Here is a 20,896-nt window from a genome sequence, read left to right on the forward strand (position 1 = left end):
TGGTGCGTCCCGGCGGCGGTCAGCTTCGGACGATGCGGCGCAGCTTGTCGACCCTGGGGCCGATCTCGCGTTCGTGGCCGTGGTCGGTGGGGTGGTAGTAGTCGACGCCGACCAGCTCGTCGGGCGGGTACTGCTGGCCGAGCACGCCGTCCTTGTCGTCGTGCGGGTACTTGTAGCCCTGCGCGTTGCCGAGCGCCGCCGCGCCGGGGTAGTGACCGTCGCGCAGGTGGGGCGGAACCGGGCCCGCCTTGCCCGCCGCGACGTCGGCCATGGCGGCGCCGATCGCGGCCACGACGGCGCCGGACTTCGGGGCCGTGGCCAGGTGGATGGTGGCTTGGGCGAGCGCGAGGCGTCCTTCTGGCAGACCGACCAGCTGCACGACCTGCGCGGCGGCGGTCGCCGTCTGCAACGCCATCGGGTCGGCCATGCCGATGTCCTCGCTCGCGTGGATCATCAGCCGCCGGGCGATGAAGCGCGGGTCCTCCCCCGCGCTCAGCATGCGCGCCAGGTAGTGCAGCGCGGCGTCGACGTCCGAACCGCGGATGGACTTGATGAACGCGCTGATCACGTCGTAGTGCTGGTCGCCGGCGCGGTCGTACCGGACGGCGGCCTTGTCCACGCTGGCTTCGACCAGGTCCACGTCGACGGTGCCGTCGAGCGAGGACTCCGCCGACGCTTCCAGAGCGGTCAACGCGCGGCGGGCGTCACCGCCCGCGATCCGGACGATGTGGTCGAGCGCGGCCTCGGTCACCGTATACGCGCCGTCGAGCCCGCGTGGATCGGTGATCGCGCGGGCGAGCACCTCGCGGATGTCGGTTTCCGTGAGCGACCGCAGTTGCAGCACCAGTGAGCGCGACAGCAGCGGCGACACCACCGAGAACGACGGGTTCTCGGTCGTCGCGCCGACGAGCAGGACGATGCGGTTCTCCACCGCGGCGAGCAGGGCGTCCTGCTGGGTCTTGGAGAAGCGGTGAACCTCGTCGATGAACAGCACGGTCTGCTCGCCCGTAGCCAACCTGCGCCGCGCCACATCGATGACCGCGCGCACCTCTTTGACCCCGGCCGAGAGCGCCGACAACGCTTCGAACCGGCGGCCGGTGGCCTGGGACAGGAGCGAGGCGAGCGTGGTCTTGCCGGTGCCGGGCGGGCCGTACAGCAATACCGACGCGGCGCCCGAACCCTCGATCAGCCTGCGCAGCGGCGAACCGGGACCGAGCAGATGTTGCTGTCCGACCACTTCCTCCAGCGTGGCCGGGCGCATGCGCACGGCCAGCGGCGCACCCGCGTCCCGGCGCACCACGGTGTCGATCGAATGCTCCGGAGGCACCGCGGCTCCGGGCACGTCGAACAAACCATCGCTCACGACAAGAACGTTACCGAGGCGCACCGACAGCACGACATGCCGTTCCCGGATGCGTCTCCGGTGCGGCCGCGCGGTCTCGACCGGCGCGGCGACAGACGGAGTTGCGTGTCGCCGGTACTTCGGATGGGATCGGTACCCGTGCCTGAAAACGTATCCGTTTCAGATCCCTCGTCCACCGCGCGCTTCGCTCGGCGCACTCTTTTCAAGGGCAGCGCGGCCGCCGCCACCGCCACCGCGGTGCTGGGCGGCGGTGACGCGGAAGCCGCGACACCGGTGTTCCGGCACGGCGTGGCCTCGGGGGACCCGCTTGCCGACGGCGTGATCGTCTGGACCCGCGTGACCGTCTCCGACGACGCGACGCCCGGCTCGGGCCTGGGCGACCCGGCGACCGTGCGGTGGGAGATCGCGGCGGACGAGCGGTTCGCCTCGGTCGCCGCGTCCGGCACCGTGACGACCTCGGCTGACTCCGACCATACGGTCAAGGTCGACGTTTCCGGCCTGGCTCCCGGTGTCGAGTACTTCTATCGATTCACCGCCCTGGGCCAGACCTCTCCGGTGGGCCGCACCAAGACCGCGCCCGCCACGGCGGACACACCGGATCGCCTTCGGTTCGGCGTGGTGTCGTGCTCGAACTGGGAGGCAGGCTACTTCGGCGCCTACCGTCACCTGACCGCCCGCACCGACCTGGACGCGATCGTGCACTTGGGCGACTACATCTACGAGTACGGCCGCGGCAAGTACGGAGGCCGCAACGGCGCCGTACGCCCGCACGATCCGGCCAACGAGACCGTCAGCTTGACGGACTACCGCATCCGCCACGCCCAGTACAAGACCGACCCGGATCTGCTCGGCCTGCACGCCACCTTGCCGTTCATCTGCACCTGGGACGACCACGAATCCGCGGACAACTCCTGGTCCGGCGGCGCGAACAATCACGATCCCGCCACCGAGGGCAGCTGGGCCGACCGGCGCGCCGCCTCCGCGCAGGCCTATCTGGAGTGGATGCCGGTCCGGGCGTCCGGCTCCGGCGCCGACGTGCGGATCTACCGCAGGCTGCGCTTCGGCACCCTGGCCGAGCTCACCATGCTCGATCTGCGCAGCTACCGCGACCAGGAGGCGAAGCCGGGCGCGAACTGGCGCGAGGCCGACGACCCGGCGCGCACCATCACCGGCAAGGCGCAGATGGAATGGCTGACCGCGGGGTTGGCCTCCGCGCCGGTGCGGTGGAAGCTGGTCGGCAACTCGGTCATGATCGCCCCGCTGGTCTTCCCGCCGCTCGAGCCCGCCACCACGGCGGCGATCACCAGCACCATGGGCGTCCCGCAGTCCGGTCCGTCGCTGAACGGCGACCAGTGGGACGGCTACACCGCCGACCGCACCAGGCTGTTCCGCGCCATCATCGATCAGCAAATTTCCGACGTGCTGTTCCTGACCGGGGACATCCACTCCTCGTGGGCCGCCGATCTCCCCGTGGACGTGGCGAGCTACCCGGGCGGCGTGACGGCGGGCGCCGAGTTCGTGGTGCCGTCGGTGACCTCGACCAGCATCGGCGACATGGTCCACACGAATTCCGCTCCGATCGCCGAAGCGATCAAGACGGTCAACCGCCATCTGCGTTATGTGGAGTTGGACTCGCACGGCTACGGCGTGCTGGAGATCACCCCCGACCACGCGCAGATGGACTGGTACTACCTGCTGGATGTGGCGGACCCGAATTCCGATGTACGCTACGGCGCTTCGTTCGCGGTGCGCAGCGGGGGACGGATCGAGCCGCGGCAGGTCCCGCTCGGCTAGCGCGGGGCGGCCGCGCGCCGTCTCCGGAGGCAGCAGCCCCCGGGTGCGCGGCCTACTCGCCCCAGCGTTCTTCCAGCATCGCCGATACGTCCTCGGCGAAATCTCCCACGATGTCGTCACCCGTGCACCGCGCGTCTTCGGCGAGCGCGGCCCAGCGGTTGATCAGCGCCGCCGAGCGCGGCACCGACAGCCCGTGCTCCCTGGCAGCCGCGATACGGGTGTGATCGGCGGGCAGGAACCAGTAAGTGGACAGCCAGACCCAGATCAGCCGAGCTTCCAGGATGCGTTCGGCCAGCTGGTCGTCATCGGCCAGCGCGGGCCACACGCCCACGACCTCCGCGCGCCAGGCCTCGACCATCTGCCGCGCGCGCTCACGCGAGAGCTCGACATCGCACAGGCAGCCGGGGAAGGACACCAGCGCGTAGGCGATGTCCAAGGTGGCGTCGCGGAACCCGCCCCACTCGTAGTCGAGGAAGCGAGCACCCTCCTCGTTCAAGATCACATTGTCCGGGCAGAGGTCCGACGGGCTGAACGCGCGGAAACGGCCCGCGGAGTACAGCCGGTTGCCGCGCACGATGCGCTCGGCGATCTCGCCCGGCACCTCGATACCCAGTTCGCGCTGGAGCAGACCGGGCACCTCGGCGATCGCCGACTCGGCCTGCTGGGCGATGCCGTCCACCCGGTGCACCACGTCCACTCGGCGCAGCAGCGCGACGAAGTCCGCCTCGCGCCCGACGGTGGCGGCATGCATCCGGCCCAGCGCCTGAGCGAACGCCATCAGGGCGTTGCGGCCCGCAGGCTCGGCCCCGGAGCGGAGCACGGCGGTGAGCAGGGAGTTCTCACCCAGGTCACTGAGGATCAGCAGACGGTCGGGAAGGCTGTGCGCGACCAGGTACGCGCCCGGCCGGTGCTCCCGGCTCAACGCGGTGGTGAACTGATAGGACACCGTCTCGCGGAGGAACGCGGAATCGACGCTGGCCACCCCGGGCGCCAAGCCGCCGGTCCGGCGATCCTGCGCCGCGCCGCGGACCTGCTTGATGATCAGGGTTCGCGGCAATGAAAAGGCGTTCTCCGCTACACGCACGCGTAGGACCGTCGTCCTACCACTACCGCTGAGTTCGATCGGATCGCTCAGCTTTACCGGAGCACCCATTCGCTTTGTGAGCAACTGTTGCGCTGCGGACACGACTTCGGCGGCGCGTTCGGCCAATAGTGCGGTCATCGCCTCTCAAAGTACTCGCATGGGGTCACTTCTAGCGAGCGGTTACACAACCTTTCCGCGTCGCTCGGCGTGTCTCCGGCATGGCCGGACGGCGGCCGCAGGTCGCTTGACACCTCCGCACCCGTCGGGTTTTCTCATCGTCAACTGCCCTGCGCCACACCGCAAACCAGTTGAGTGGAAAGGTCTACGCATGACCGAGATCCCGCCCTCCGCACCCAAACAATCAGGTGGCGGCGCTCCCTTGCCGAACGATGACGAACGCTTCGCGGCCAGGCCCGGGCAGCACGAGAGCCCGAATCCGCAGGCTCCCGGCCCCGGGACCGGCCACGCCCGCCACGAGATGGCGGGTCCGGCCGGATATCCGCAGTTCGAAGGCCCCGGCGCGGCGCACTACGGAAACGAACCGCTGGAGCCGCCGCCGCCTGTGGGCGCTGGGCACCCCAGCTACGGACCGCAAGGCACCGGGCCGGGCTGGGCGCCGTCCGGCCCCGCGCCCGCGCAGGAGCCGATCTACGGCTACCAGCAGGTCTCCACCGGTCCCGGCAGACTGGACGTGGGCCGGGCGCTCAGTTACGGCTGGGCGCGACTCTGGGCCAATCCGGGGCCGTGGTTCGGGGTGACCGCGGTGGGCCTCGTCATCTACTTGGCGTTCGTGGTCGTCGTTCAGCTCACCGACCCGACGTCGATGCTGCCGCTGCTGCTGATCTTCTTGGCGGTCATGGCAGGCGTGTGGCTGCTGCAGGCGGCGATGGTGCGCGGCGCACTGTACGAAACCGACGGCACCCCACCGCCTTTCGGCGCATACTTTCGATTCGTGAACGCGGGCAACGTGTTGCTCACCGCGTTGCTGGCATTCACGCTGACCTTCCTCGGCGCGGCGCTCTGCTTGCTTCCCGGACTGATCGCCGGATGGCTGTGCATGTTCTCGTTGCACTTCGTCGTCGATCAGGACCAGGGTCCATTCGAGGCGCTGAAGTCCAGTTTCACGCTGGTGGTCGCCAACGCCGTGCAGGTGCTGCTGCTCGCGCTGGCCGTGCTGGTGATCACGTTCCTGGGCACGCTGCTGTGCGGTCTCGGCCTGCTGATCGCGGGCCCGGTCTCCGTGATCGCGGTGACCTATGCCTACCGAGTGCTCACCGGAGGCACCGTCGCCGCGGCGTGAGGCCCGCTCACTTCTCGGCCGGTGCGCGCATGCCGATCCAGCGCTTCAACCGCTCCACCGGACCGGCCTCGCTGCCCGCGCGCGGCCGGAGCTGGAGCACGATGATCCCGGCCACGATGATGCCCGCCATGTTCACCGCCAGCTGGCCAGCGGACAGGAACGCCACCCGCCACTCCCCCAAGGTCGCCGCGATCACGGCGAATCCGGCCGCGGGCACGGTGGTCACCGAGATGAACACGCCGACCAGCGCGGCCGACTTCGCCGTCACGAGCGAGAGCATGCCGGCCGCGCCCGCCAATAGCGCGACGACCAGGGAGAACGGGCCCACCTGATAGATGAAGTCGACCTGCTCGACGCCGCTCACCCCGTCCATGGTGATCCAGCCGACCTGTTCCCACACCACCGTGGCCACCAACGTGACCACCATCGCCACCGGAAACCCCACCGCGAGCGCGAGGGCCGAGCGGCGGGCGAGGCCGAAGTCCCTGCGCACCAACGCGACCGCGAAAGCGGCGAGCGGACCGAACTCCGGGCCGACGACCATCGCGCCGACGATCGTCACCGGCGAATCGGTCGCGACGCCCACGGCCGCGAGCAGGCAGGCGATCGTCAGGAACGCGAGAAAAGTCGCGTTGAGGCTCGACTCCTCATGCGTCTGCGCGAGCAGTTCCTCCCACACCACCGCGTCGCTCGGATCACCGGGCGCCTCGTGTACCGCGCGCTCGCCCGCCTCCGACAGGACCGTCTCGACCGGCGTGAGCGTCATCCCGCCGGACCGGCAGACGCCCAGCGCGGTCAAGTCGTCGAGCACGTCGTTGGCGGCCTCACGAGCCACGTCCGCCTGGACGAGATCGCCCTTCGGCTCCAGCGCGGCACCGCGGGCCAGGGTCACGTGCGTGACCCCGGGATCGGCGGCGAGTACCGCGAGCACCTCGTCGGTGAGATCCGGCGGGCTGATCAGGCGCAAGTGCAGCAACGGGTTTCCTCGCGGTCGGGCAGGCGTAACTGCCCAGAAGGTACCGTTCGCGCGAGCGCCCGCTACGAGGCGGTCTCGGCGCGCTCGCCCTTCTTCTGCTCCGGCTTGACGTCCAGACCCGCCTCTTTGCGCTGCAGCTCGCTGATCGGCGCGGGCGCGTCGGTCAGCGGGTCGACACCGCCGCCGGTCTTCGGGAACGCGATGACCTCGCGGATCGAGTCCTCCCCCGCCAGCAGTGCGGTGACCCGGTCCCAGCCGAAGGCGATGCCGCCGTGCGGCGGCGCGCCGAAGGCGAAGGCGTCCAGCAGGAAGCCGAACTGCTCCTGCGCCTCCTCCGGGCTGATGCCCATCACGTCGAAGACCCGTTCCTGCACGTCACGACGGTGGATACGAATCGAGCCGCCGCCGATCTCGTTGCCGTTGCAGACGATGTCGTAGGCGTAGGCCAGCGCCGAGCCCGGGTCGGTGTCGAAGGTGTCCAGCGACTCCGGCTTCGGCGAGGTGAAGGCGTGGTGCACCGCGGTCCAGGCGGAGTGGCCCACCGCCACGTCACCGCTAGCGGTCGCCTCGACGGTCGGCTCGAACAGCGGCGCGTCCACGATCCACACGAACGACCAGGCGTCCGCATCGATGAGACCGACCTTGCGGGCGATCTCCACCCGCGCCGCGCCGAGCAGCGCGCGCTGCGCCTTCGCTGCGCCCGCGGCGAAGAACACGCAGTCACCCGGAACCGCGCCGACGTGCTTGGCCAAACCGTCGCGCTCGGCCTCGGTGAGGTTCTTCGCGACCGGGCCGCCCAGTGTGCCGTCCTCGTTCACCAGCACGTACGCCAGACCCTTGGCGCCGCGCTGCTTGGCCCATTCCTGCCAGGCGTCGAGCTGGCGTCGCGGCTGGCTCGCACCGCCCGGCATGACCACCGCGCCGACATAAGGCGCCTGGAACACCCGGAACGGGGTGTCCTTGAAGTAGTCGGTGCACTCGGTGATCTCCACGCCGAAACGCAGGTCGGGCTTGTCGCTACCGAACCGGCGCATGGCCTCGGCGTAGGTCATGTGCGGGATCGGGGTCTGGATCTCGTAGCCGACCAGCTTCCACAGCGCGACCAGGATCTCCTCGGCCAGCAGGATCACGTCCTCCTGGCGCACGAAGCTCATCTCGATGTCGAGCTGGGTGAACTCCGGCTGACGATCGGCGCGGAAGTCCTCGTCGCGGTAGCACCGTGCGATCTGGAAGTAGCGTTCGATGCCGCCGACCATGAGCAGCTGCTTGAACAGCTGCGGGCTCTGCGGAAGGGCATAGAAGTTGCCCGGCTGCAGGCGGGCTGGCACCACGAAGTCGCGCGCGCCCTCTGGCGTCGACCGGGTCAGCGTCGGGGTCTCCACCTCGACGAACTCGTGGCGGCCGAGCACCTCGCGGGCGGCCGCGTTGACTTTGGACCGCAGCCGGATGGCGTGTGCTGGGCCCTCGCGGCGCAGATCGAGGTAGCGGTGCTTCAGGCGCGCTTCCTCACCCGGCTGCTCGTCCAGCTGGAAGGGCAGCGGGGCGCTCTCGTTCAGCACCTCGAGCTCGGTGACGTTCACCTCGATGGCGCCGGTCGGCAGTTCCGGGTTCTCGTTGCCGCTCGGCCGCGGTTCCACGGTGCCGGTGACGCGCACGCAGTACTCCGCACGCAGCCGATGTGCCTGCTCGGCGGGTTCGCCCTCGCGGAAAACGGCTTGGGCCACACCGGACGCGTCGCGCAGATCGATGAAGATCACCCCACCGTGGTCACGCCGGCGCGCCACCCAGCCGGTGAGAGTGACGGTCTGACCGGCATGCTCGCTTCGCAGCGAACCAGCCAAGTGGGTGCGCAGCACGGGGTTCCTTTCGACGACTCTGGCACCGGCGCGGTGTGACCAAGTGCGAGTCCATCGTAGTGAGACACATTCGGTGAGTGGAAACCGATATCGACGCGCCCGTGCCAAGCTGTATTCGAGGGAGTGTGAACCGGGGTCGCCGACGACCGAGGGTTGGGTGACCCCGGGGACGAGCGAGAAAGCGACGACGATGACCTTCAACGAGGGCATGCAGATCGACCCCGACCGGGTTTCGTCCGGCGGTCCCGGCATGGGCGGCAAGCTCGCGCTCGGCGGCGGCGCGGGCGGGCTCATAGTGCTGGTGCTGGCGCTGCTACTGGGCGGCGACCCCGGATCCATCCTCGGCAACTTCACCGGCTCGCAGGACCAGAGCCAGACGCAGCCGGGCACGGCCGGCACGCCGAGCCATTGCAAGACCGGGGCGGATGCCAACAAATACGTCGACTGCCGGGTGGCGCTCACCGCGCAGAGCCTGGACGCGGTGTGGTCGGCCGAACTGCCGAAGCAGGCCGGAAAGCGCTACCAGCAGCCGAAGGTCGTGCTCTTCTCCGGAGCCACCTCGACCGGATGCGGCAACGCCACCAGCGCGGTGGGACCGTTCTACTGCCCGGCCGACCGGACCGCGTACTTCGACACCAGTTTCTTCCAGGAACTGGTGGATCGATTCGGTTCCAGCGGCGGCCCGCTGGCGCAGGAATACGTCGTGGCGCACGAGATCGGCCATCACATCCAGAACCTGCTCGGTGACATCGGCCGCGCCCAGCGCGATCCACGCGGCGCGGACTCCGACGCGGTGCGCACCGAATTGCAGGCCGACTGCTACGCGGGCATCTGGGCGCATTTCGCGGACAAGCAGCCCGCGCCCGGCAGCAACCAGCCGTTCCTGAAACCGTTGTCGGACAAGGATGTCAACGACGCGCTGTCGGCGGCCGCCGCGGTAGGCGACGACCGCATCCAGCGTGCCGCCCAGGGCCGGGTGAATCCCGAAGCGTGGACGCACGGTTCGTCCGAGCAGCGGCAGAAGTGGTTCCTCACCGGCTACAAGACCGGTCAGGTGAGGGCTTGCGACACGTACTCGGCTCCGGACCTGAACAACCCGTCCGGCCTGCGGTAGCGCCGGATCCGATCGATACAGCGCGCCGACTCCCGCCAGGGGTCGGCGCGCTGTCATGATCTACCGCAGTTCGTCTGTGCCGCAGACGGACACGGACAGCACCGGAAGATGGGATCGATGCGAGTAACGAAAGCCGTTCTGCTGGTTGTGACGCTGATCGTCGCGGTGGGCTCGGGCGCCGCCACGGCCGACCCGGCACTGGATCGACCCAGTGCGCTACCGCCGATCGCCGCGCCGCTGGCGCTGTTCACGCTGACCACCATTCCGGACGGTTGGCAGGCCCGGACGGATCTGCGCCCGCAGCTGGAGATCTTCGCCGACGGCCGTGCGGTGAGCAGCCCCGATGCGGTGGCCGCCGAGCGCCGTCCCGAGACCCCGCCGAAGCGGATCGACGGCCATATCCCGCCCGATGTGTTGAACGCGGCGCTGGCGGAGACCAAAGCGCTCGCCACGGTGGACCTCGGCGTGCCGAAAGCCACCGACCAGAGCAGCCGGATCATCGACTTCATGCCGCAGTCGCCGTCGGACGACGTGCATCTGGTGGTGTACTCGCCGGACACCACCGAGGGGCTCGGCGCCGAGCAGCAGGCCGCGCGTAAACGCTTCGCCGACCTCTACCGGAAACTGATCGACTCGTTCACACAGGACAACTGAGACTCTGCACGTCACCCGGCCCGGCGCTGATCCGCTCGGGCCGGGTGCGGCGCGTCGCCTACCCGGTGTCCGTCAGAACTGGTCCTGCTCGTAGTCCGAGCTGATGATCTCGTCCGAATGCGTCGCACCGATGACGTCCGGCGTCGACTCGCCCAGCGGGCCGGTGAGGTCGTCGTTGCCGATGGGGCTCAGGTAGGGCTGCACCGTCCGCGAGTGTTCCTCGTCGTTGCCGCGCTGCCCCGCCGCGGCGCCGGGGCCGCCCATGAAGCTGCTCGATCCGGCCGGTGTGGTGCTCGCGGGCGTGCCGGTACCGAGCGAAGTGCCCGGGACGCCGGCGACCGGCCGGATCGGTGCGACCGTGGCGCCGGGCAGGCCGGTGACTTTGGGCACCGACGACACGCTCGGGCTCCCGGGACGGCCGGGGCTGCTGCCGAGCAGGCTGCTCGGCGTGCCGTGGCTGGTGGTCGGGCTGTGCGAGGTGCTGTGCACCGACGACGGCGTGGTCGAGGGCGTCGATGTCGACGGCGTGGCGGAATCAAGGCCTGCCGCCTTGGTCGCGGTGTCCGACGCGGTCGACTGCGCCTGCTCCAGGATCGGCTGACCGACGTTCTCCGCCAGCGCCTGCGCGACCTCCTGCGGCGCGGGCCCGCCGCCCGGCGCGACCAGCTGCTGCACCATGCCGCTGAGCTCGGCGGTCTTACCGGCCAGGTCGCCGCGGGTGGCGTTGACCACGCCGACGGCTTGACCGAGGTGTTCGGTGGCCGAGGCCATCAGCGTCGCCTGGGCGGGCGGAGTGAGGATCACCGGCGCGAGCGCGGTCGCCTGGGTGGCGAACGACGACGCGATGCCGAGCAGTTGCGCGTTGCCCTGCTGCACCACCGTGGCAGCACGCTGCGTGAGCTCGGAGATGTCGATGCCTCGCTGGCTGGTCTCCTGTCCCTGCACGTTCGCCTGCTGGCTCGTGGCCTGTGCGTTGCGCGCGGCCTGGCTCTGCCACAGCTGCTCGACCGTGCTCATGCTGCCCTTGCCGACCTGCATGGCCATCTCGATGACCTTGGAGGACTGGCTGAGGATCGCGGTCGGATCGAACGCGCCGATGACGCCGGTGCCGAAGCTGCTCAGCAGGTCCAGGATCGGCTTCATCAAGACGTCGACGCCGGGCAGCGCGGGCACCGCGACACCCTGGAGCAGGGCGGCCACCGGATCGGCGGGCAAGGCAGGTAGCGATCCGGCCGCGGCCGCCGCCTGGTTCACCGCGCCGCTGATCGCGCTCGGCGCGGCGGCGAGCGCACCGTTCAGCACGCCGTTCGCCTGATCGAGCGCGGCTTCGACCGCGGGCGCACCGATCTGGCCGACCGCGGCGTTCGTGTCCCCGAGCAGCGCGGACGTATCGTGCGCGATCCCGTGCCCGTCCTCGGCGCTCGGTGTACCACCCAGTCCGGGCAGACCGGCGGGCACGGTGGCGGCCGACTGCTGATCCTCGGAGATCTTGCGGGACAGCACGAATGCGGGCGGCTCGATGGGCGGCAGATCTTCGGGCAACTGCGGCAGCGGCAGGTCGAGCACCGCCTGTGCCGGTGTCTGCTGCAATGCGTCCAGCACGGTCTGCTGGCCGATGGCGACGTTCTGTTCGGCCGCGTGCGCGACGGCGTGATCTTCCGGCGCGATGACGCCGCTGTCCAGCGGTCTCATACCGCGCCCCCGATCTGGCCCGCGATCGACCCGAGCGCGCCCGCGTTGGACCAATCGACCGCGTCGTAGGCCGCGGCCGCGCTGAACGCCGAGTCCGAGAGCTTGGCGTACTTGGCGGACAGATCGTTGATGTCCTTGGCCTGCAACACTTGCGCCGCGGCGAACATCGCCAGGTAATCGGCCCCGATCAAGCCGAACACCGGGACGAGCGCCGAAACGTTCTTCACCGCGTCGAAATTGCCCGCCCCCGCGAGATCACCGGCGATACCGGCGTTCGTGGCGGCGAACGCCCGGACCGCTTCGGTCTCTACCGAGAGATCACTCATCGAGATGCCCCCCAAATCGTCGTACAGATCAGCGTCATGCAGTTGTGGTGATCCGCCTGCTCCCTGCCGAATCGGCAAGGGCCGCTACGGTTGCGCTCAATATAGCGGACCGGACCGGCATGTTTCGAGCCCGAACGCGCCGCACACCGGGCAAACCCGGCAGAATTGGAACGTGTTGCAAATTAGAACAAGTTCTATATTCTCTGTCCCATGAAGGTCGCAGTGACCGGCGCAGCCGGCTACCTTGGCACGAATCTGCTCCGCCTCCTCACCGAGCGCGGTCACCAGGTCACGGCCATCGATCGGGCCGTTCCCGCCGAGCCGGCGGCACCCGGCGTCACCTGGCTGCGTGGCGACGTGCTCGACCCGGCGTCGATGCGCGCCGCGCTGGACGGCGCCGAGGTGGTCTACCACCTGGTCGCGGTGATCACCCTGGCCGAGAAGAACGATCTCGCCTGGCGGGTGAACACCGAGGGCGTGCGCGTGGTCGCCGAGGCGGCGCTGGCGGTCGGCGCGCGCCGGATGGTGCACGCCAGCTCGATCCACGCGTTCGACCAGTACAGCTGCGGCGGCCGGATCGATGAGAACGCGCCGCGGTCGACCGACCCGGCGCTGCCGGTCTACGACCGCTCGAAATGGGCGGGCGAGGTGGCGCTGCGCAAGGTGATCGACCAGGGACTCGACGCGGTGCTGTGCAATCCCACCGGCGTCTTCGGCCCACTGGACCACAGCAAGCCGCTCTCGCGCATCAACCGGACGCTCAAGGACGCGGCCCTCGGGCGCGTGCCCGCCATGATCGGCGGCGGATTCGACCTGGTGGACGTGCGCGACGTCGCCGCGGGCCTGGTACTGGCGGGCGAGAAAGGCCGCACGGGCGAGAACTACCTGCTCGGCGGATCGATGATCTCGATGCTCGAACTGTGCCGCGTCGCCGCGACCCATGGCGGCAAGCGCGGCCCGAGGTTCGCCATCTCCCCCAAGCTCGTGTCCGGCGTCATCCCGGTGCTCGCGCCGATCGGCAAGCTGTTCAACTCCGACATCGTCTCCAAGGCGGCGCTGGGCGCGCTGATCTCCGCGCCGGTGGTCGACCACGGTAAGGCCGAGCGCGAGCTCGGCTACCGGCCGCGCCCGCTCGACGACACGGTGCGAGACCTGGTCACCTTCTTCGCCGACCCGGCCGCGCTGACACCGCCCGGCACCAAGCAGATCGCTTGACAGCTGCTAGAACACATGTTCGACTGAGAGGGTGCGGTGGCAAAGCCAGACCCTGGACGCCGAGGACGGCGCCTTGCCCGGGCTGTCCCGGGCCGGTCTGGTGCGCACCGTACGGACGCCGGAGTTCGAGGGCATCACATTCCACGAGGTGTTGTGCAAGAGCGCCCTGAACCGGGTGCCCGAGGGCGCGAACGTGCCGTTCCGATGGACCGTCAATCCCATGCGGGGTTGTTCGCACGCCTGCCGCTACTGTTTCGCGCGCGGCACGCACGAATATCTGGATCTGGACGCGGGCCGGGACTTCGATTCGCAGATCGTGGTGAAGACGAATGTCGCCGCGGTGCTGCGCAAGGAACTCGGCAGGCGGTCCTGGCGCCGCGAGCCGGTCGCGCTGGGCACCAACACCGATCCCTATCAGCGCGCCGAGGGACGCTATCGCCTGATGCCCGGCATCATTCGCGCGCTGACCGAATCCGGCACCCCTTTCTCCATCCTCACCAAAGGCACCCTGCTGCGACGGGACCTGCCGTTGCTCACCTCGGCCGCCCGCGAGGTGCCCGTGAGTATCGCGATGTCCATCGCGATACTGGACGAGGATCTGCACCACAGCCTGGAGCCGGGCACACCGTCACCACGAGCCCGCCTGGACCTGGTTCGCGCGCTCGCCGACGCGGGCTTCGCCGTCAACGTGCTGGTCGCACCGGTCATCCCCTGCCTCACCGACGGACGCGCCCACCTCGACGCGGTCTTCGGCGCGATCGCCGAGGCCGGGGCTCAATCGGCGGTCGCGTTCCCCATGCACCTGCGCGGCAGTACCAGGGGCTGGTTCCTGTCCTGGCTGGCCGAGCACCATCCGGCGCTGCTGCGCCGGTACCGCCAGCTGTATCGGCGCGGCGCCTACGTCACGCCGGAGTATTCCGCGTGGCTGCGCGCGCGGGTCGCTCCGCTGCTGGCGGAGCACGGTTTGACGGCGCGCGGACGGCCCGAACCCGAGACACGAGCCGAAACCGCGCACGCGAGCGACGCGCAGCTGGCATTGTTCGCCTGACGCCCGCACCGCCGAATCTCGCCGGTCCGCGCGCTTCACGGGCGCGCACCGCGTTCGACGGAGTAGTTTGGCGATGGCACCTCTCAGCGACGAGGAAGTGAAGCAGGCATATGGTTTCACACCAAAACGATGTCGGCACAGCTAAATTGGAAAAGGTCGTCATTCGGTTCGCCGGGGACTCCGGCGACGGAATGCAGCTGACCGGCGATCGCTTCACCCACGAGGCCGCCGCCTTCGGCAACGACCTGGCCACCCAGCCCAACTTCCCCGCCGAGATCCGCGCGCCCCAGGGCACGCTGCCCGGCGTCTCGTCCTTCCAGATCCAGATCGCCGACTACGACATTCTCACCGCGGGTGACCAGCCCGACGTGCTGGTCGCGATGAACCCGGCCGCGCTCAAGGCGAATCTGGAGGATCTCCCGCGCGGCGCCACCGTCATCGTCAACACCGACGAGTTCACCAAGCGGACCCTCGCCAAGGTGGGTTACGCCGCCGATCCGCTGGCCGACGAGACACTGTCGGACTTCGTGGTCCACCGCGTCCCGATGACCTCGCTCACCCTCCGCGCCACCGAATCGACCGGAGTCGGCAAGAAGGACGCCCAGCGCGCGAAGAACATGTTCGCCCTCGGCCTGCTGTCCTGGATGTACGGGCGCCCGATCGGCGGCACCGAGCAGTTCATGCGGGAGAAGTTCGCGACCAAGCCCGATATCGCCGAGGCCAACATCCTGGCGTTCCGGGCGGGCTGGAACTACGGCGAGACCACCGAGAGCTTCGCCACCACCTACGAGATCGCGCCCGCCGAACTCCCGCCGGGCACCTACCGCCAGATCACCGGCAACACCGCGCTCGCCTATGGCCTGATCACCGCCGGTCAGCTCGCCGGGCTGCCCGTCTTCCTCGGCACCTATCCCATCACTCCGGCCTCGGACATCCTGCACGAGCTGAGCAAGCACAAGAATTTCGGCGTCACCACCTTCCAGGCCGAGGACGAGATCGCCGGGATCGGCGCGGCGCTCGGCGCCGGGATCGGCGGTGCGCTCGGCGTCACCAGCACATCCGGCCCCGGGCTGGCGCTCAAGAGCGAGACCATCGGCCTGGCAGTGATGACGGAGCTGCCGCTGGTGGTGATCGATGTGCAGCGCGGCGGACCGTCGACCGGACTGCCGACCAAGACCGAACAGGCCGATCTGTTGCAGGCGCTCTACGGACGCAACGGCGAATCACCGGTGGCGGTGCTCGCGCCGCGCTCCCCCGCCGACTGCTTCGCCACCGCGGTGGAAGCCGCGCGAATCGCCCTCACCTACCGCACTCCGGTGCTGCTGCTGTCCGATGGTGCGATCGCGAACGGCTCCGAACCGTGGTCCATCCCGCAGGTGACGGAGCTGGAGCCGATCGACCCGGCGTTCGAACCGGAAGGCGACGACACCGACCCGTTCCAGCCGTACGCACGCGATCCCGACACGCTCGCCCGGCCGCTCGCCGTCCCTGGCACGAAGGGCCGCGCCCACCGCATCGGTGGCCTCGAGAAGGCGGACGGCAGCGGCAACATCTCCTACGACCCGGCCAATCACGAACTCATGGTTCGCCTGCGTCAAGCCAAGATCGACGGCATCGAGGTGCCCGATCTCGTGGTGGACGATCCGGACGGCACCGCCGAGCTGTTGCTGATCGGCTGGGGCAGTTCCTACGGCCCGATCGGCGAGGCGTGCCGTCGCGCGCGGCGGCGCGGTGTGCCGGTCGCTCAGGCGCATCTACGGCATCTGAATCCGTTGCCCGCCAACCTCGGTGACGTACTGCGCCGTTATCGCGTCGTGGTCGCGCCCGAGATGAACGGCGGCCAGCTCGCCACGCTGCTGCGGGCGAAGTACCTGGTCGACGTGCGACCGTGGACGAAGATCGCGGGCACCGCGTTCTCCGCCCAGGAGCTGGTCGGGGTCATCGACGCGGCGCTGGACGGGTCGATCGAGGAGCTGGAACAGAACAAGGTCTTCGCCGCACGGGCGCGGGCCACCTATAGAACACTGCCGGACGAAGGCCGTCCACAGCCCAGCGCAGGCGAGGCAGCCACATATCGGATGTCTGGGGGTATCGCATGACCATCGTGGAAACCTCACTGGTCGGCACCGATCTGGGACTCACCGGTGTATCCGGAGTGCCGTCCGCGGACGGACCGCAGAAGGTGAAGGACTTCACCTCCGATCAGGAAGTGCGCTGGTGCCCCGGCTGCGGCGACTACGTGATCCTGGCGACGGTGCGCGGCTTCCTGGCGGAACTCGGATTGCGCCGGGAGAACATGATGTTCGTGTCCGGGATCGGCTGCTCCAGCCGCTTCCCGTATTACTTGGAGGCCTACGGCATCCATTCCATCCACGGTCGCGCGCCCGCGATCGCGACCGGATTGGCGGTCAGCAGGCCCGATCTGTCGGTCTGGGTGGTGACCGGTGACGGCGACGCGCTGTCCATCGGAGGCAACCACCTCATCCACGCGCTGCGCCGCAACGTGAACATGACGATCCTGCTGTTCAACAACCGGATCTACGGCTTGACGAAGGGCCAGTACTCGCCGACCTCGGAACAGGGCAAGATCACCAAGTCGACCCCGATGGGCTCGGTGGACCACCCGTTCAACACCCTGTCGGTGGCGCTGGGCGCGGAAGCGACCTTCGCCGCCCGCGCGCTCGACTCCGATCGTGCGGGACTCACCGAGGTGCTGCGCGCCGCCGCCGACCACCGGGGCACGTCGTTCGTGGAGATCCTGCAGGACTGCCCGATCTTCAACGACGGCTCGTTCGACGCGCTGCGCCGGGACAACGCCGCCGACCATCTCGTCCCGCTGCGGCACGGCGAGCCGATCCGATTCGGCACCGAGGGCGAATTCGCGGTGATACGACGGGGTTTCGGGCTCGCGGTGGCCCGGGCCGACAGCGTCGCGGAGTCCGATATCGTGGTGCACGACGCCTACGCCGACGACCCGGAGTACGCCTACGCGTTGTCGCGGCTGTCCGATCAAGGGCTCGAACACGTGGTCACAGGTATCTTCCGCAGCGTCTCTCGACCGACCTACGACGACGCGGTGCGCTACCAGATCGAGACGGCGCGGGAACGGAAGCCCGTCGGTCCCGAATCGCTGCAGTCCCTGCTCACCGGATCCGAAACCTGGACGGTCGGATAGCTGGCCGCGCCTGACCGGCTCTGCGGCGCGGACGCTCGCGGCGCCGGTCAAGCGCGCTTGGCGAAACCGAGGTCGACCACGGCGTCGCGTTCTTGCACCAACTCCGCGACCGACGCATCGATCCGGGGACGGGCCAGAGCATCGATCGCCAGGTCGGGCACGATGGTGTACTCGCCGTTCGCGCAGGTGACCGGGAACGAGCTGATCAGCCCGTCCGGCACGCCGTAGGAGCCGTCCGAGGCAACGGCCATGGAAACCCAGTCACCGTGCCGCGTGCCACGCACCCAGTCGCGGATGTGGTCGATCGCGGCGCTGGCCGCACTCGCCGCCGAGGACGCGCCGCGGGCCTGGATGATGGCGGTGCCGCGCTGCTGCACGGTGGGCACGAACTGCTCGGTCAGCCACGCCGGATCGCCGATCAGGTCGAGGGCGGGACGTCCCGCGATGGTGGCGTGCGCGACGTCGGGGTACTGCGTCGCCGAGTGATTGCCCCAGATCGCGACCCGGGCGATGTCGGCGGCGGGCGCACCGGTCTGCTTGGCCAGTTGCGCGATAGCGCGATTGTGGTCCAGCCGCGTCATGGCGGTGAAACGCTCGGCGGGCACGTCCGGTGCGTTGCTCATGGCGATGAAGGCGTTGGTGTTGGCCGGGTTGCCGATCACGAGCACCTTCACGTCGTCCGCGGCGCTGGCGTTGATCGCGGCGCCCTGCTCGGTGAAGATCGCGCCGTTGGCGGCGAGCAGATCCGAACGTTCCATCCCGGCGGTGCGCGGCCGCGCGCCGACCAGCAGGGCGATATCGGCGCCAGCGAAGCCGATCCACGGGTCGTCGCTGATGTCGATGGACTCCAGCAACCCGAACGCGCCGTCTTCCAGTTCCATCGCGACGCCCTCCAGCGACGCCACCGCGGCGGGGACTTCCAGCAGCCGTAGCCGCACGCGCGTGTCCGGGCCGAGCATCGCGCCGGAAGCGATCCGGAACAGCATGCCGTAGGCGATCTGGCCCGCGGCTCCGGTCACGGTGACGGTCACGGTCCCAGCGGCGGTGCTCACGACGAACTCCTTGCGGTAGGCGGACTTCTGTTGCCCACCCTAACCACTCTCACCGCCGCCGAAGGCCGACGGTGAGCTACGCGACAGTGACTCGTGCGCCGCCCGGCACCGGCCCCGGAGGAGAACCGCGGGGTCAGCTGAGTGTCGCGACCTCGCTGTCGGTCAGCACGATCGGCGAAACCGCGTCCTTGGCGCGCGCCAGCCGCACGGCGCGATACAGCGGCCGTTCCTCCAGCCCGGCGTCGCGCGCCTCGGCCCGCAACTGCCGCACCAGCATCTCGGAAACCGCTACGGCCGCGGCCAATCGACTGGCGGCGAGCGCGTCCGCGAGCCTGCGCAAACCGACCAGGTGCAATTCGCGGCCGCTGCCCACGTCGGTGTACATGGCCAGCGGAACGACCTGGGAGACCTCACCCGCGGTGACCCGCAGAGCGATCCGGCTCAACCGGGCCGGGAACACCAGGACCTCGACCCCGGTGGCCGCCGACATCTCCACCCGCCGTTCACCGAACAGTCTGCGGGCGTGGATCATCGTGCCGGTCAACCACATTCGCCGCCGACGCAGCGCGACGGCGTACAGGACGGTCGGCGCGCCGACGACGACGCCGACCGCCGCGGCGATCGGCCAGCTCACCACGGTCGCGGCCAGCAACGCCGCGCCGACCCCGATACCCGACGCGGCCAGCGCGAGGCGGCGCAACATCGGCGCGTACAACTCGGGCGCGACCAGATCGAGGCCCACCGGCGCGAGCGCCCGCTGGTCATCAGAATTCGTGGACACTACTCCGCCCTCTCGCGACTCCGGCGGCGGTGTGTGCGCGCCGGTCACGCTGCTGCTCCCGTCACCCGGCCGACGACGGGTTCGACGCACAGTACCGTGCGCGCGGCGGGCGCGCCGCGAAACTCGACGGGCAGCGCGCACCCGCCGCCTCGCTACCCGGCCAGCGACTCCCGGATCACGCCGACTGCCTCGGGCAGCGGAATCTGCCGTTGATCACCGGTCGCCATGTCCTTGAGCCCGATGGTGTTCTCCGCGAGGTCACGATCGCCGAGCACGAGGGTGAACTTCGCCCCGGAACGGTCGGCCGCCTTCATCGCGCCCTTCACACCGCGTCCGCCGTAGGCCAGATCGACCCGGACGCCCGCCGCGCGCAACTGCGCGGCGACAACCACGAGCCGCTGCTTGGCGGCGTCGCCCAGCGGCACGCCGAACACCTCGCAGCGCGCCGGGTTGCCCGCCGACTTGCCCTCGGCCGCCAGCGCCAGCATGGTCCGGTCGACGCCGAGGCCGAATCCGATACCCGACAGCGGCTGCCCGCCGAGCTCGGCCATGAGACCGTCGTAACGGCCACCGCCGCCGATGCCGGACTGCGCGCCGAGACCGTCGTGCACGAACTCGAACGTGGTCTTGGTGTAGTAGTCGAGGCCGCGCACCATGCGCGGGTTCACCACGTACGGCACGCCCAGCGCTTCGAGGTGGCCGAGTACCTGCTCGAAGTGCGCCTTGGCCGACTCCGACAGGTGATCGATCATCAGCGGCGCGTTCGCGGTCATCTCCCGTACCTCGGGCCGCTTGTCGTCCAGCACGCGCAGCGGGTTGAGCTGGGCGCGCCGCTTCGTCTCCTCGTCCAGCGGCAGTCCGAACAGGAAATCCTGCAGCAGTTCGCGGTACTGCGGGCGGCACGTCTCGTCACCCAGCGAGGTGACCTCGAGGCGGAATCCGTCCAGGCCCAGGCCGCGGAATCCGGCATCGGCGATCGCGATGACCTCCGCGTCGAGCGCCGGATCGTCGACGCCGATCGCCTCGATGCCCACCTGCTGCAACTGGCGGTACCGGCCCGCTTGCGGCCGCTCGTAGCGGAAGAAGGGACCCGCGTAGCACAGCTTCACCGGGAGCTGACCGCGATCGAGGCCGTGTTCGATGACCGCGCGCATCACGCCCGCCGTGCCCTCGGGACGCAGCGTGACGCTGCGGTCGCCGCGGTCGGGGAAGGTGTACATCTCCTTGGTGACCACGTCGGTGGACTCGCCGACGCCCCGGGCGAACAGGCCCGTGTCCTCGAAGACCGGCAGCTCGATATGCCCGTACCCGGCCAGTCGGGCGGCGCGGAGCAGGCCGTCGCGCACCGCGACGAACTCTGCCGAGCCGGGCGGCACGTAGTCCGGTACCCCCTTCGGGGCGGAGAAGCTGCTGGTCTTGGTCACGATGCTCCAGTTTCCACCACTACGGCACCGCAAGTCCAACCG

Annotated in this window: 17 protein-coding genes; 8 read left to right on the forward strand and 9 right to left on the reverse strand. The window is 69.5% G+C overall.

Annotated features, from left to right (window positions below; all coding sequences use genetic code 11):
* Nucleotides 1-19 precede the first annotated feature (19 nt).
* The gene (locus AB0L97_RS06515) at nt 20-1,363 is read right to left on the reverse strand and encodes a replication-associated recombination protein A (RefSeq protein WP_364425851.1); all 1,344 of its coding nucleotides are present in this window, start codon (nt 1,361-1,363) and stop codon (nt 20-22) included.
* A 123-nt stretch (nt 1,364-1,486) separates the two neighbouring features.
* Between AB0L97_RS06515 and AB0L97_RS06520 the strand changes: the two genes are divergently transcribed.
* Nucleotides 1,487-3,157, forward strand: a complete 1,671-nt coding sequence (locus AB0L97_RS06520; protein ID WP_364425852.1) for an alkaline phosphatase D family protein — start codon at nt 1,487-1,489, stop codon at nt 3,155-3,157.
* A 52-nt stretch (nt 3,158-3,209) separates the two neighbouring features.
* Here the strand turns inward: AB0L97_RS06520 and AB0L97_RS06525 are convergent, their stop codons facing one another.
* On the reverse strand, nt 3,210-4,379 hold the full coding sequence (locus AB0L97_RS06525; protein ID WP_355070564.1) for a kinase: 1,170 nt from the start codon (nt 4,377-4,379) through the stop codon (nt 3,210-3,212).
* A 190-nt stretch (nt 4,380-4,569) separates the two neighbouring features.
* Between AB0L97_RS06525 and AB0L97_RS06530 the strand changes: the two genes are divergently transcribed.
* Nucleotides 4,570-5,541, forward strand: coding sequence for a hypothetical protein (locus AB0L97_RS06530; RefSeq protein WP_364425853.1), 972 nt, complete (start codon nt 4,570-4,572; stop codon nt 5,539-5,541).
* Between the two features lie 7 nt (nt 5,542-5,548).
* Here AB0L97_RS06530 and AB0L97_RS06535 read toward each other — a convergent pair whose 3' ends face one another.
* Entirely contained in the window at nt 5,549-6,517 is a 969-nt protein-coding gene (locus tag AB0L97_RS06535) for a DUF389 domain-containing protein (protein WP_364425855.1), read from the reverse strand.
* A gap of 62 nt (nt 6,518-6,579) precedes the next feature.
* Complete coding sequence (gene aspS, locus AB0L97_RS06540) at nt 6,580-8,373, reverse strand: aspartate--tRNA ligase (protein ID WP_364425857.1); 1,794 nt, start codon at nt 8,371-8,373, stop codon at nt 6,580-6,582.
* A gap of 190 nt (nt 8,374-8,563) precedes the next feature.
* On the opposite strand from aspS, the gene AB0L97_RS06545 reads away from it, so the two are divergent.
* Complete coding sequence (locus tag AB0L97_RS06545) at nt 8,564-9,487, forward strand: neutral zinc metallopeptidase (RefSeq protein WP_355070556.1); 924 nt, start codon at nt 8,564-8,566, stop codon at nt 9,485-9,487.
* Nucleotides 9,488-9,604: 117 nt separating this feature from the next.
* On the forward strand, nt 9,605-10,141 hold the full coding sequence (locus tag AB0L97_RS06550) for a hypothetical protein (protein WP_355070554.1): 537 nt from the start codon (nt 9,605-9,607) through the stop codon (nt 10,139-10,141).
* 72 nt (nt 10,142-10,213) lie between these two features.
* Here the strand turns inward: AB0L97_RS06550 and AB0L97_RS06555 are convergent, their stop codons facing one another.
* Together AB0L97_RS06555 and AB0L97_RS06560 are read right to left on the reverse strand one after the other, a co-directional pair.
* Nucleotides 10,214-11,833, reverse strand: coding sequence for a hypothetical protein (locus AB0L97_RS06555; protein ID WP_364425860.1), 1,620 nt, complete (start codon nt 11,831-11,833; stop codon nt 10,214-10,216).
* Nucleotides 11,830-12,159 carry a type VII secretion target gene (locus tag AB0L97_RS06560; protein WP_040867626.1) on the reverse strand — a complete coding sequence of 110 codons (330 nt, stop codon included), beginning with the start codon at nt 12,157-12,159 and terminating at the stop codon, nt 11,830-11,832. The genes AB0L97_RS06555 and AB0L97_RS06560 overlap by 4 nt, the downstream gene beginning before the upstream one ends.
* 210 nt (nt 12,160-12,369) lie before the next feature.
* Here AB0L97_RS06560 and AB0L97_RS06565 point away from each other — a divergent pair, with 210 nt between their 5' ends.
* The 4 genes from AB0L97_RS06565 to AB0L97_RS06580 all read left to right on the forward strand — a co-directional run bounded on the left by AB0L97_RS06565 (nt 12,370) and on the right by AB0L97_RS06580 (nt 17,597).
* Nucleotides 12,370-13,374, forward strand: a complete 1,005-nt coding sequence (locus AB0L97_RS06565; protein WP_355070549.1) for an NAD-dependent epimerase/dehydratase family protein — start codon at nt 12,370-12,372, stop codon at nt 13,372-13,374.
* Nucleotides 13,375-13,405: 31 nt separating this feature from the next.
* A complete protein-coding gene (locus AB0L97_RS06570) occupies nt 13,406-14,422 on the forward strand; it encodes an Rv2578c family radical SAM protein (protein ID WP_364425863.1) in 1,017 nt (338 codons plus the stop codon).
* Nucleotides 14,423-14,532: 110 nt separating this feature from the next.
* A complete protein-coding gene (locus AB0L97_RS06575; protein WP_364425865.1) occupies nt 14,533-16,521 on the forward strand; it encodes a 2-oxoacid:acceptor oxidoreductase subunit alpha in 1,989 nt (662 codons plus the stop codon).
* A complete protein-coding gene (locus tag AB0L97_RS06580; RefSeq protein ID WP_364425867.1) occupies nt 16,518-17,597 on the forward strand; it encodes a 2-oxoacid:ferredoxin oxidoreductase subunit beta in 1,080 nt (359 codons plus the stop codon). Before AB0L97_RS06575 ends, AB0L97_RS06580 begins: the two co-directional genes overlap by 4 nt.
* A 47-nt stretch (nt 17,598-17,644) precedes the next feature.
* Here the strand turns inward: AB0L97_RS06580 and AB0L97_RS06585 are convergent, their stop codons facing one another.
* The 3 genes from AB0L97_RS06585 to hisS all read right to left on the reverse strand — a co-directional run bounded on the left by AB0L97_RS06585 (nt 17,645) and on the right by hisS (nt 20,854).
* Complete coding sequence (locus tag AB0L97_RS06585; protein WP_364425869.1) at nt 17,645-18,649, reverse strand: malate dehydrogenase; 1,005 nt, start codon at nt 18,647-18,649, stop codon at nt 17,645-17,647.
* Nucleotides 18,650-18,782: 133 nt separating this feature from the next.
* Entirely contained in the window at nt 18,783-19,430 is a 648-nt protein-coding gene (locus AB0L97_RS06590) for a hypothetical protein (RefSeq protein ID WP_356961671.1), read from the reverse strand.
* 152 nt (nt 19,431-19,582) lie between these two features.
* Nucleotides 19,583-20,854, reverse strand: a complete 1,272-nt coding sequence (gene hisS, locus AB0L97_RS06595) for a histidine--tRNA ligase (protein ID WP_039798966.1) — start codon at nt 20,852-20,854, stop codon at nt 19,583-19,585.
* Nucleotides 20,855-20,896 lie beyond the last annotated feature (42 nt).

Source organism: Nocardia sp. NPDC051911, from assembly GCF_040681035.1.
GTDB classification, from domain to species: Bacteria; Actinomycetota; Actinomycetes; order Mycobacteriales; family Mycobacteriaceae; genus Nocardia; species Nocardia sichangensis.

Coding starts and splice junctions, on each gene's coding strand:
- AB0L97_RS06545 (WP_355070556.1), top strand. CDS start 8,564: ATGACCTTCAACGAGGGCATGCAGATCGACCCCGACCGGGTTTCGTCC.
- AB0L97_RS06580 (WP_364425867.1), top strand. CDS start 16,518: ATGACCATCGTGGAAACCTCACTGGTCGGCACCGATCTGGGACTCACC.
- AB0L97_RS06555 (WP_364425860.1), bottom strand. CDS start 11,833: ATGAGACCGCTGGACAGCGGCGTCATCGCGCCGGAAGATCACGCCGTC.
- AB0L97_RS06520 (WP_364425852.1), top strand. CDS start 1,487: ATGGGATCGGTACCCGTGCCTGAAAACGTATCCGTTTCAGATCCCTCG.
- AB0L97_RS06565 (WP_355070549.1), top strand. CDS start 12,370: ATGAAGGTCGCAGTGACCGGCGCAGCCGGCTACCTTGGCACGAATCTG.
- AB0L97_RS06575 (WP_364425865.1), top strand. CDS start 14,533: ATGGTTTCACACCAAAACGATGTCGGCACAGCTAAATTGGAAAAGGTC.
- AB0L97_RS06550 (WP_355070554.1), top strand. CDS start 9,605: ATGCGAGTAACGAAAGCCGTTCTGCTGGTTGTGACGCTGATCGTCGCG.
- AB0L97_RS06530 (WP_364425853.1), top strand. CDS start 4,570: ATGACCGAGATCCCGCCCTCCGCACCCAAACAATCAGGTGGCGGCGCT.
- AB0L97_RS06525 (WP_355070564.1), bottom strand. CDS start 4,379: ATGACCGCACTATTGGCCGAACGCGCCGCCGAAGTCGTGTCCGCAGCG.
- AB0L97_RS06560 (WP_040867626.1), bottom strand. CDS start 12,159: ATGAGTGATCTCTCGGTAGAGACCGAAGCGGTCCGGGCGTTCGCCGCC.